The organism is Paraburkholderia terricola (assembly GCF_900142195.1).
In the GTDB taxonomy this organism is placed as follows: Bacteria; Pseudomonadota; Gammaproteobacteria; order Burkholderiales; family Burkholderiaceae; genus Paraburkholderia; species Paraburkholderia terricola.
In genome coordinates this window covers 1-12,114 of record NZ_FRAB01000036.1, presented here as the reverse complement: position 1 = coordinate 12,114, position 12,114 = coordinate 1, and the positions used below count along the sequence as shown (strand labels likewise).

Annotated in this window: 9 protein-coding genes; 3 read left to right on the top strand and 6 right to left on the bottom strand. The window is 60.4% G+C overall.

Annotated elements, in window-relative coordinates:
- Positions 1–59: 59 nt before the first annotated feature.
- The 4 genes from BUE39_RS24785 to BUE39_RS24770 form a co-directional block, all read right to left on the bottom strand.
- A complete protein-coding gene (locus BUE39_RS24785) occupies positions 60–1,151 on the bottom strand; it encodes an SDR family oxidoreductase (protein ID WP_073431362.1) in 1,092 nt (363 codons plus the stop codon).
- A gap of 59 nt (positions 1,152–1,210) precedes the next feature.
- Positions 1,211–2,488 (bottom strand): Vi polysaccharide biosynthesis UDP-N-acetylglucosamine C-6 dehydrogenase TviB, encoded by a 1,278-nt coding sequence (tviB, locus tag BUE39_RS24780; RefSeq protein ID WP_073431361.1) that lies wholly within the window; start codon positions 2,486–2,488, stop codon positions 1,211–1,213.
- An 87-nt stretch (positions 2,489–2,575) separates the two neighbouring features.
- A complete protein-coding gene (locus tag BUE39_RS24775) occupies positions 2,576–4,828 on the bottom strand; it encodes a polysaccharide biosynthesis tyrosine autokinase (RefSeq protein WP_073431360.1) in 2,253 nt (750 codons plus the stop codon).
- 139 nt (positions 4,829–4,967) lie between these two features.
- A complete protein-coding gene (locus tag BUE39_RS24770; protein ID WP_235004933.1) occupies positions 4,968–5,960 on the bottom strand; it encodes a right-handed parallel beta-helix repeat-containing protein in 993 nt (330 codons plus the stop codon).
- Between the two features lie 676 nt (positions 5,961–6,636).
- Between BUE39_RS24770 and BUE39_RS24765 the strand changes: the two genes are divergently transcribed.
- Positions 6,637–7,773 carry an MraY family glycosyltransferase gene (locus BUE39_RS24765; protein ID WP_073431358.1) on the top strand — a complete coding sequence of 379 codons (1,137 nt, stop codon included), beginning with the start codon at positions 6,637–6,639 and terminating at the stop codon, positions 7,771–7,773.
- 22 nt (positions 7,774–7,795) lie between these two features.
- Here the strand turns inward: BUE39_RS24765 and BUE39_RS24760 are convergent, their stop codons facing one another.
- Positions 7,796–8,935 (bottom strand): GNAT family N-acetyltransferase, encoded by a 1,140-nt coding sequence (locus tag BUE39_RS24760; RefSeq protein WP_073431357.1) that lies wholly within the window; start codon positions 8,933–8,935, stop codon positions 7,796–7,798.
- Between the two features lie 82 nt (positions 8,936–9,017).
- Here BUE39_RS24760 and BUE39_RS34435 point away from each other — a divergent pair, with 82 nt between their 5' ends.
- Positions 9,018–9,221: a hypothetical protein gene (locus BUE39_RS34435; RefSeq protein WP_143031974.1), complete on the top strand. Its 204-nt coding sequence runs from the start codon at positions 9,018–9,020 to the stop codon at positions 9,219–9,221.
- Between the two features lie 314 nt (positions 9,222–9,535).
- Positions 9,536–11,470 (top strand): acyltransferase family protein, encoded by a 1,935-nt coding sequence (locus BUE39_RS24755; protein WP_073431356.1) that lies wholly within the window; start codon positions 9,536–9,538, stop codon positions 11,468–11,470.
- 3 nt (positions 11,471–11,473) lie between these two features.
- Here BUE39_RS24755 and BUE39_RS24750 read toward each other — a convergent pair.
- Positions 11,474–12,114 (bottom strand): GNAT family N-acetyltransferase (locus BUE39_RS24750; RefSeq protein ID WP_143169519.1); only part of this gene is annotated, 641 nt, incomplete at its 5' end.

Sequence of the window (12,114 nt, the reverse complement as noted above, 5' to 3'; positions counted from 1 at the left end):
GATCGGGGTGAAATGGCGGGATCTTGCTTCGTAACGCGCCGAAGTACGAAAACACGCGCTCACCCCGCCGTCATGTGAATGGCTTCATCGAAGCCGCGAGCGTCGTCCCCTCGGCCGTTGCGCTGAGCAACGAAGCGCACATACCACGGCATCGCCACGGCAAGTCCCTGCGCGAGTGGAATGGCGTCCGCGTAGCCGAGCAGTCGTTCCGCCTTCTCGACGTTGGCCTGCGAATGGCGGATGTCGCCGTCGCGCGCAGGGCCATAAGTGGCACGGTGCTCGCCTGGCTGAACGCCATGAAGCGCGAGCGTCGCTTTCAGATAGTCGTACAGCTGATTGAGCGTGGTACGGTCACCCACCGCGACGTTGTAGACCTGGTCGCGGCTCGCTTCGTCGGCGCACGCAGCCAGCAGATTCGCCTGCACCGCATTGGCGACGAAGCAGAAGTCCCGGCTCGTCTCGCCGTCGCCATTGATGATCACCTCGTCGCCGTTGATGAGCGCGGCCGTCCAGCGCGGAATCACCGCCGCATAGGCGCCGTCCGGGTCCTGGCGCTGGCCGAAAACGTTGAAATAGCGAAGGCCGATCGTTTTGAAACCGTAGTTGCGCGCGAAGACCGATGCGTACAGTTCGTTCGCGTACTTGGTGATCGCATAGGGCGACAACGGGCGCCCTATGCAGTCCTCGACCTTTGGCAATCCGGCGTGATCGCCGTAAGTGGAACTCGAGGCGGCATAGGTAAAGCTTTTGACGCTCGCATCGCGTGCGGCAAGCAGCATGTTGAGGAAACCACTGAGGTTCACCTCGTGGGTCGCAATGGGGTCCAGCAACGAACGCGGCACGGAGCCGAGCGCCGCCTGGTGCAGCACGTGATCGACGCCCTTCACAGCCGCCGCGCATTCGGCGGGATTGCGTATATCGCCTTCGATGAACCTGAAGCGCTGCCATTGGTCGATGCCGACCAGCGAACGGACTTCGTCGAGATTGCGGCGATGGCCGGTCGCGAAGTTGTCCAGCCCGACCACATGCTGATCGAGCTCGAGCAATGTCTCCAGAAGATTCGAACCGATGAAACCGGCCACACCTGTAATAAGCCACGTTTGCGGATGCTGAACGAGGTCGCGACGTACCCGATCGTATCGGTTTGACATTGAAGTCTCCTGACCATGACACTCATGCCGGCACCGAAGGCCGACGGGTTTATCGAGCACTATAGGCGCAGGTCGCTCGACTCTGCCGGCAGCACATATTTGAGGTCGTAAAGCACATGCCGCGGCTTGCCGAACGAACGCAGTTTCTCGTATCCCCACTCGACGAACTGCCTGTGCGCAACGGCAACAATGGTCGCGTCGTATACACCCACCTCCGGTTCCTCGATCGGATCGATCCCGTACTCGTGGTGCGCGGCCTCCCGGGATACCCAAGGATCGAATACATCGACGAGCACGCCGTAGTTTTTCAGGCCGTGGACGATATCGACCACGCGCGTGTTGCGCAGATCCGGGCAGTTTTCCTTGAACGTGAGGCCCAGCACGAGCACCCGCGCACCGGGTATGAAAATTTCAGAGCGCGTCAACGCCTTGATCATTTGCGATACGACGTACTCGCCCATGCTGTCGTTCAGCCGTCGTCCGGCAAGGATGATCTCCGGGTGATAACCGATCGACTGCGCCATATGCGTCAGATAGTACGGGTCGACGCCGATGCAGTGGCCGCCTACGAGACCGGGACGAAACGGCAGGAAATTCCATTTGGTTCCGGCGGCCTGTAGAACCGCTTCGGTATCGAGGTTAAGCTTGTTGAAGATGATCGAGAGTTCGTTGACGAGCGCGATATTCAGATCGCGCTGCGTGTTCTCGATCACCTTGGCCGCTTCCGCGACGCGGATGCTGCTCGCCTTGTGCGTGCCGGCCGTGATGATCTCGCGGTAAAGCGCGTCGACCACCTCCGCGATCTCCGGCGTCGAACCCGAGGTGACTTTGCGAATGTCGGTCACGCGGTGCGCCTTGTCGCCGGGATTGATGCGCTCCGGGCTATAGCCCGCGAAGAAGTCCACGTTGTATTTGAGGCCCGACACCCGTTCGAGAACCGGCACGCAGTCGTCTTCCGTCGCACCGGGATACACGGTCGACTCGTAGATCACGATGTCGCCTCTCTTGAGCACGGAGCCGATCGTTTCGCTCGCCCGCAGTAGCGGGCCAAGATCCGGGCGCTTGAAACGGTCGATCGGCGTGGGTACGGTGGCGATGAAAACGTTGCATGCCCGCAGATCCTCCACGTCGGACGTGAACGTCATGCCGGTCGCCGCCGCCAGTTCTTCCTCGCTCACTTCCAGCGTCGCGTCGCGCCCTTCCCGCAGCGCCGAAATACGCGCGCCACTGATATCGAACCCCACTACCTCACGATGCTTGCTGAACTCCACCGCCAAAGGCAAACCCACGTACCCCAAGCCGACTACCGCGACCTTTAGTCCATTCGACTCACGCATGACCAGTCTCCGCTAATGCAACGATTGCGTTGGGGCGCCCACGTATTGCCCCCGCTTTGTTCTTGAATGTGCAGCCGCTAACGTCGGTTAACGCGTCGTCGAGTCCGAATGGTAGTCGTACGCGACATAGGCGCGACTGCCGTAGCGGCGCGCGAGCGCATAGTCCATCGTGTGCATGTTGATGCCGTTCAGCAGCACGCCGTTCACTCGGGCGCCGGTCTGTCCAAGCCGCTTGACGGACTCCTCGAGCTCACGCACACGCGTGTCCGCGAAACGCGCGACGAGGAACAGCAAGCCCGCGACGGGCGCCATGATGCCTGTGTCCGACGCGACCAACACCGGCGGTCCGTCGATAACGACGATGTCGTAGCGCGCCGATGCGCTTTCGATCATCTCCCGGTACCTCGGCAGCATGAGCAGTTCGGCGGGGTGAGTCGGATAGGGACCGGTCTGCAGAACATCGAGCCGCGGCTGCACGTCTCGCGCAATCGCCGCGTCGAGTTCGCACGTTCCGGCCAGCACATCCGCGAGACCTTGACCAGGCTGCAAACCAACCAGGCGATGCAGGTGTCCTTTACGAAGATCCCCGTCGATCAGCAGCACGCGCCGGCCGCCCGATGCAAGCAGCGCCGCCAGGTTGGCGGACAGAAACGACTTGCCGATGCCCGGCAGCGGGCCCGCGATCATGACGACGTTGTTGCGCGCGCCGATCTGTGCAAACTGCAACGCGGAGCGGAGGATACGCAACGCTTCGACGGCGGCATCTCTCGGATAGAGGGAAGCAAGCAGCAGGCTCTCACCGGTTCGGGCCTTCGCCTTCCTGTCCACCAACTGCTGTTTGTCGCTTTGCGGAATGGCCGCGAATACACTCAGGCCCGTGCCGATTTCGATCTCGCGCGAGTCCGTCACGCCGCGGAAGACGTAGTCACGCGCAATCGCGAGCCCGATACCCGAGAGCAGCCCGAACATCGTCGAAACCAGCATGACGAGCCATTTGATCGGCTTGACCGGCTTTTCCGGCACGTCCGCCGTGTCGATCAACTGCGCGGAGGCAGCCTTGCCAGCCTGGATAACGCGCAATTGTTCGATGTTGTTGCGCAGCGTCGTATACAGGTCCGTGTTGACGCGAACGTCGCGCATCAGCCGCATCGCGCCCTGCTGCTCGGTGGGCATCCCCTTGATCTGCGAGTTCAGGTCGTCGATGTACTTTTGTGCCGAGCCGATCTGCTTATCGAGTGCGGCGACGGCCGGATAGCTGGCCGAGAACGTCGCCAGCAGCGTGGCGCGCCTTTGCTGCAATTCGATCAGTTTGGTCGTCGCGTCCGCGCTGCGCGAGAGGAGCAGTCGTGCCTCCTCGTTCATGTCCAGCAGCGAGTGTCCGTTGCGATAGTTGTTGTACGCGTCTTCCGCTTCGCGAACCTGCCGCGCCATCGACGGCAACTGGCTTTGCAGATAATCGAGCGAGTTCTTCGCGATGACCGCCTTGCGCGCGGCGTTCCATTGCTCGTACTCGCGGCCGATCTGATTGATCGTCTCGGTGGCGCGAGCCGCATCGGGGCTTTCGATCGAGACCTTCAGCACGCTGGATTTCGCGCCCTGCTCCTTGATCTTGAGGGTTCGCTGCAGCCGGTCGACGGTCAGTTGACGCGATTCCCTCGTCAGATCGAATTCGGCGCCGGGGCGTCCCACAAGCGATTTGACCAGCAGCGTGATTGAACCGGCTGCCGAGTCGACGCGCAGTACGCGCCCTACCGTGCCGGTTGCGCCTTCGTCGGGCAGTCCTGGCCCGCTCAACGAATACAACCCGTTCTGCAGCGCCTTCAGCGTGTAACCCTGACCCTGATCTCGTTGCGGCACTTCAAACGACTCGACCTTGATCGATTCGGCGCCCCAGACATATCCCCCCAGCCCCATGAAGCCGGGCGCGGACAGACCGTCCGCGCGGCGAGCCAGCCATTCGCCGATCAAAGGGAAGTAGTGCGGCTTCGCGTTGACGTAAAGGTGCAGCGCATCCACCGCGCGCGCAATGATCAACCTCGAACCGAGCACCTGCATTTCGCTTTCGGCGGACGACTTCTCGTCGAAGCCGGGCGAAATGTTATTCAGGAGTTCATTACCGTCATGTCGTGGGGCCATGCCGGTCGAGTCTTCGACCTTGATGAGCACGCTCGCCTCGTAAATCGATGGCGTGAGAAATGCGTAGCTCGCCCCGAGCAGCATGACAACGAGCGTCGTGACGATAATCATCACACGGTATTCGATCAAAGCGTCGAGGATTGAAGCCAGACCTGCCCGCTCGTCCCGGCCGACGCTCGCCTCTATAGTTGAAGCTTCTTTCATGGGCTTTCTCGCTAAAGACTGTTGCAGCGCTATCCGCCTGTCAGCGCGTACCTCAAGCTATCAGCGCACCCTCTTCAGGTATGTTCGGGAGCGCACGCACGCACGACGGCCCAATCCAGGCGCGGCTGCGGCGAGCCAGCTAGGGGATGATCTTCTGATTGTTCACGACGATCTCCGGGCCGCTCACGCGGTCATAGTTCTCGCTTCTCAATGCCGCGAGGCGCGGCTTGACCCACACCGGCGAGTCGATCACGATGCGGCCTTTCACGATTCGGCCATTCAGTTCGAGCCCCGAGATGTTGACGGGGGAAACGGCCGCCGACTCGTCGCGGTGATTTGTTATTTCGATCTGAATGACCTTGGGGATCGGGCCGACGATCTCCTGCAAATACATCAGGATGCCCGTGCGGCAATTACGCGTGGTCGGGCTCACGACGCGGATTTTCTGCAACACATCGAGGTTGCTGTTCGGCTCGATATCCAGACCCGCCGACGGCATCGTCCCACCGATGTTCTCCCAGACCGGGTGCTCGAAAAGGATGTCGGAGCCGCTGATGATCGAGACGCCCTGGCGGCGGCAGCCGTACGCCCGATGGCCAATCACCTTGATGGCGCTGGGAAATCGGCCCTTGTACGTGTAGCTGTTGGCGATATAGATGCCATCGCCCCAGCATTCCGACGTGGTCGGCGCTATGAGCGTGACGTTCGAGCTTCCGGCAATCGAAATGCCCATGCCGTATCCGCCATTACGGGTATCTTTTGGCGCGGCATTCAACGCCTTGCTGCCGTCCAGCATCGCGCGTTCCAGCACGACGTTCTGCACGTCCCAGATGCGGATGATTTGATAGAAGGCTGCATCGTGCGGCAGCAGCTTGATCGACGCGCCTTGCGCGAACCGCACGCGGCTCCCGCTGCGCAGATCCAGGCCTCGCGCGTCGATGCGGCATGCGCCCGTGATCACCAGCGTCTTGCCGACTGATCGGTCGATGGCCGCCTGCAGTTGCGCTCGATCGTTTGCCTGTCCGTCGCCTACGACGCCAAACGCACTGGCCATCACGACCGGTTCGTTCGACGCGTTGTCCGCCTGCGCCGCCTGCGCCGCCTGCGCCGCGTGTGTTATTCCCGCCGCCATCGGGCATGCCAGCAACGGAAGCGCGCGGACGATGCGCCGCCGCGCGACTGAAATCGATTGCCCGGTCTTGCGCGCATCTTGCGCCGTCCCCTCGCGGCGCCTCATTGCCGGCCCGCGGAATCAGGTTGCCGTTCGATAGCACACATGTCGTCTCCTCCGCGCGGGTTCATACGCTGGCATGGACATCGCCCGTCAAAACTTTAACTCACATTCTTAAACGAGCGAGTCGAAAAACACTAAGCGGTTACCCGGCCGTTCAATCACGCAATTCCTCATATATATTAATTCCCGCTTAATCAGTGTTATCCGCGCATCACATCTCCGATGGAACAAGCGTCCATTAAGCAAACCGCGGAACCTATGTGCGCTAGCAGACATTGGCCGCTGCGCGAGTGGCGTACTAACACGGTAATACGGCGGACGTGTGCGGTCTTTTGCTGATCGGGCCGGCCACGCTGCTATCTCTGTGCGTCGAATGAAGGTAAACCGCCATGCCAAATAATCTTGAACGCCCGCTTTTTCTGGCTATGATGAAACGGTCGCGGGATTGGCTGTTCATCTGGCTCGCTCATACGTAAGCATTATGCGAAACATATTCTTCACTAAACCGAAAAGTCGACGCAAAGCGCACTCCGTTCATGAGTCGTCCCATAGTTGAGCTGCCGGCCTGGATACCATGTTTAATCTCTCGCTTAGTTTCATTAGTTCTTTCCTCGTCACGATGCTGATCGTTCGCTATGCGGGCATGTTCGGCAAGTTCTCGATGGACTACGACTTGCACGGGGTGCAGAAGAACCACACCTACGCTGTGCCGCGAGTCGGCGGCATCGGCGTCGTGAGTGCAACCTGCTTCACCTGTTTCGTTGGCGCGCTGTTCGGAACCAATCCACGTGCCGAAACGATGCTGCTGTTAGCGGTCGCCGCGCCCGCCTTTTGCAGCGGCCTCGCTGAAGATCTGACCAAGCGCGTCAGTCCACGCGTGCGCCTGCTGCTCGCCATGGCAGGCGCCGGGCTAGGCGTGTATCTGCTCGATGCGGTAGTGGTGCGTGTGGATTTGCCGCTGATCGACGCGTACCTGACGTTCGCGCCAGTCGCGATAGGTCTCACCGTGCTGACCGTCGCCGGCCTCACTCATGCCATGAATATCGTGGACGGCATGAACGGCCTCGCCTCGGTCACCGCTATCCTGATCTTCGGCTCGATCGGTTACGTCGCGCACGAGGTAGGGGACTGGTTCGTGATGAGCGTCGCGCTCACCATGGTCGGCGCGATCCTGGGCTTCGTGATCTGGAACTATCCGATGGCATCGGTGTTTCTCGGGGACGGCGGCGCATACTTCGCCGGCTTCGTGATGGCGGAGCTGCTGGTGATCCTGATACTGCGTCATCCGAATGTGTCCGCCTGGTATGCCGCGGTCGTCACCATTTATCCGCTGTTCGAAACCGTCTTCTCGATCTATCGCCGGCGCATGCTCAAGGGCCGGCCAGCGAGTCAGCCCGACGGTTTGCATATGCATACGCTCGTCTACAAGCGCATCGCACGGCGCGGCGTGTATTCCGGTCACACCCGGCGGCGCGAGCGCGGCAATCCGACTGCGTCGATCTACCTTTGGGCAATGGCGCTGATCGGCATTGTGCCCGCCACACTCTTCTGGCAAAGCCCGCTCCTGCTTGCCTGCGCGGCGCTCGCCTTCGTCGCCGTGTATCTCTGGCTCTATAGCTGCATCGTGCGGTTCAGAACACCACACTGGCTGCTCATGGGCCACCACGAAGTGATTACCGCGTCCGCCCCTGACAAGACGCGGCACCACTGAACCGCGCGCGCGGCGCGCCGCCCTACGGCGAATGCACCGGATTCTGTTCGGGCGTTCGCCGGCCCGCGATGTTCGAGGTCACCGTGCGAAGTTGTTTGGCGACCTGCTTCGCCGCATAACCCGCCTGCCCCCAGCGGGTCGGAATGACGAGAAACGACGAAGTGAGGTACGAGTGCCCGGCGCTCCAGAAGGATTTGTATTGCTGGTCGCCTGGCCCGAAGTCCATGTCGAGCCGATTGTCGAATGCCCATTTCACGCAGTAATCGACAAGCACCGTTCCTGGTGTCAACTTCCCGTATCTGAGATCGTAGGTGTTGGCCACCAGATAAGCGCGCGTAGCCTGCACGGCGACGATATTCAAGGCTACCGGCTCTCCGGCCAGCGTCAGGACGAACAGGCGGAATACGCCAACACCAGACGAATCGTTCGACAACAGGCTGCGCCAGAACTTGCTGCTGGCTTCCGAAAAAGTCCACCGGCTGTCGATCAGATTGTGCTGCGCCCACTCGCGCTTGCGCAACACGAACCACTCGACGAGTGACGGCACGCGACTGTCGTTGACATCGATGATTTCAAACTTCACTTCATCATGCCTCGCGAGGCGCCGTTCCAGATACTCCGGCCGGGTTTTCTTGCGGCCCGGCAGCGCGCGCACAAACGTCTCCCACGGGCCCTGATCTCTCAATCTGGCGTAGGGTGTCGTTTCTTCGGTGCCTCGCTCGATAACACCATGGCGCGTCGCATTGCGACACAGCGGCGAGTCCGAGCGAATTCGCCATAGCTCGATGGCGTCGGCGCGAGTCGATTGCAGTGCCGCTTTCCATGCGCCATTCACGATCTGCTCGACGTCCCCGTCCGGCGAGGCAAGGATGTCACTGGGCGACCGGTTGGCGGGCGTAAGTGCTGTAGCGTACTTCCAGCAGCTTCTCCAGAACGTCATGAGAGGCCACACCACGACTAACCTGCCCTCGCGCCGTCCGGCGATGCAGTGGAGTTTGCGTCGGGATGCGGCGTCTTCCGCCTCAAGCGTGCCATGGCAGAAAGCGAAGGACTGGAAATACTCGCCTTCCGCGCGACGCCACAGGTCGTTCCAATCGGATTGCAGCGCGCGGAATCGGTCGATGTCACGAACGACTTCAAACGCGACGGGGCTCATTGCCATCGTGATACTCCTTTACGCGTCGCATCGTGCGTAGGGGGCGAGCGACGCTCTGTGGACCGCCCGTAAGCCGATCAAGCCGGCGATGGACCTGCCGCGCCATCGCAAGCGGCCACCCGTGAGTAGCGGCGCTTCCGCACTTTCCCGATTGAAGTGTGAGCAGTTCGACATCACGCTCACCATTGCAAAAGAGTCGACGAACGTGATCGTTCCGTTTGGCGGAAGAAAACCAGATATCGTGCGCACAGGCCGCGAAGTGCGGGATGAAATCACAAAGGTCACATTATGAAGGCTTGTCGTAAGCCGCTTCCTCCTATTCGGAGAGAAGCGTGCGCAAGCGCACATTGGCTATTCCTTTTTCCATTCATTAAGCGAGACAGTAATAGCCAGCGAAGTGGCGAACGTTCAATTGTCACGATTTTTCCGTAGGCGTTTCCCCGCGCCAAGCGAGCACTGAAAGCGTGCGCCATCGCACATCGACAGCTCGCCCGGGCGATGCATCATTCAACTCGGGTCAGCGTCCAGCCTCTGTGATCCAGGTATGTGAGGACCTCATCCGCCGACGTTCGCCATCGTCGGTTTATCGGCACCCGGGAGACTTCGATGAAATTCCGAAGTGACATCAACGGTCTGCGTGCCATTGCCGTAGCAGCCGTCGTCCTTTACCACTTCTCGGTGCCGCACTTTGGCGGCGGGTTTATCGGCGTCGACGTGTTCTTCGTCATATCGGGCTTCCTGATGACCGACATCATCTTCAGGGGCATCGACAAAGGCTCGTTCTCGGTTCTTACGTTTTACAGGTACCGCGCACGAAGGATCGTTCCCGCGTTGGCGGCAATGTGTTTCATGGTGTTGGCCATCGGCTGGTTCGTCCTTTTGCCTTCGGAGTTTCGCGCCCTCGGCAAGCAAGCCGCTGCCAGCATCGGCTTTTTCTCCAATATCTCGTTCTGGCGCGAGGCCGGCTATTTCGATGTTCGATCCCTCGATAAGTGGCTGTTGCATACCTGGTCGCTTTCAGTCGAGTGGCAGTTCTACCTGCTATACCCGCTCGTGCTTGTCGCGTTGAGAAACTGGCTGTCCGCCGCATGGTTGCGCAGATGGATCATGATCGGGACAGTGATTTCCCTTGCCACCTGCATCTACCTGTCCGCCCCAACGAGATGGCCCAGCGCGGCGTTCTATCTCTTGCCGACGCGTTCGTGGGAAATGCTCTTCGGCGCACTCGCGTATCTCTACCCGATACGCGCGCCCGAGCGTACGCGAGCGGCAATGGAGTGGGCCGGCCTTGGGCTGATAGCCTTTGCGCTATTGAGCTTCAACGCCGGAGTCAGTTGGCCTGGCTGGTTGACGCTATTGCCCGTGGCCGGCACGGCGCTGATCATCGCCGCGGCGCGAAGCACATCGTGGGCGACGAGCAACGCGGCCGCGCAATTCATCGGCAAGATTTCGTATTCGGTGTACCTGTGGCATTGGCCGATAGTCGTGGCGGAAAACTACTATGAAAAGGCCACTCAACCAGTGTGGATCGCAGGCGGCATTCTCGCTTCGTTCGTCCTCGGTTATCTCTCGTGGAAGTTCGTGGAATTGCGCACGCAAGGCAAGGCCGCCCCCTCTCATGCCTTTCTGCCCAGCGTTCCACTGCCCGTGACGCTTGCATTCGCGTTGCTGGTTTTCATCGGCGGCGGCGCGATCTACTACCGGCAGGGTGTACCGGAGCGCTTCGACCATTCGGTCTTCGTCGCGGACGAAGAAACGTACGACACCAATCCGCACCGTAGCGTCTGTCATATGCTCATGGATCCATGCGACGTATATAAAACGCAACTGGCGAGTCGTGCCGTGATTCTCGGCGATAGCCATGCGGACGCGCTCGCCGAGGCGGTGAACGCCGCCGTGCCGAACGGCAAGCGTGGCGACGTGATCCTGATCGCGGTGCAGGGTTGCCCGACGGTCGACGGCGTGCGCCGCGATAACGGCGAATGCTTCGAGGCCAACCGGAAATACATCCGTCTGCTCGGCAAACAATCGTCGAGGAGTCCGCCTGTCATTATCGTCAACCACTGGTCCGAATACATGTCGGGCGAATCCGCCAGCAAGCTGTCTTTTTCGGATACCAATCAACCGGGATACAAGGGCGAGCCGTACTCGGTCGATCAATACCGCAGGCACTTTCTATCGACCATGTGCGGTCTCGCTAAAACGCGGCCCGTCTATCTGGTGCAACCGGTTCCTGAATTCGACGTGAACGTGCCGAATACGCTCGCGCGCGAAAAACTCGCGGACCCAGGCGCCCCCGACCTGACGCTAGACATGGCTGAGTACTACAAGCGCAACGCGCGAGTGCTCAAGTTATTGCGTGAGGCACGCGATCAGTGCGGCGTCCAACTGCTCGATCCCACGCCGTATCTCTGCCCGGAGGGAAAGTGTTTGGGTTCCTACCAGGGAAGGCCGCTCTATTCGGACAGGCATCACATGAGCGAATACGGGAATCGTTTTCTCGTTCCGATGTTCAAGCAAGTGTTCGCGTCGTCGCAATAGACGTCACCCGCCACGTTTCAGTCGCCTTACGCGCTGGCGTACCGAACGTGATACGCATCGCCCCAGATGCAGGATGCTTCGCATCGCGGCATAGTCCGCTCTCGCCCGCTCGACCTCGAGCCGCGGAACCAGGGTTCCCCCGAAACCGCTGAGGAACTTGAGAATGCCGACATTGGAAATGCCGTCGAAGTCGAAAGTGAGGTTTTTTTCCCTGGCACTGCGCATGGCGTTCCATAACAACAGGCCGATGACACCGCCATGGGCACCTTCTTTTCTCGACGACAGCAGGTAATACATCGTGTGTTTATCCCATATCACCGCGATGGCGGAGCACAAGCTGCCGTCCGCCTGGTAGGCGCCAAGCACCATGCCGGATCCCCTCGAGATGAAGGCATCGACGAGTTGCCTCATGACGTGCGTGCCGTACACGTTGTCACGATTCCGGCGCGTCAAATTGGCATCGTAGAAGCTGACGAACAGGTTCGCGTCCGCTATCTGACGAACGGTGTGCTGTTCGCCGGCACGGCGAATCAGGTTGCGGGTATTCGGACGAAGTCCGGCCCATACCTCCGGCTCGGCTCTGCCGGGCTCGATCCGCATCGTATAGCTTACGGCGACCTCGAAGCCCAGCAACGCAAATCCCA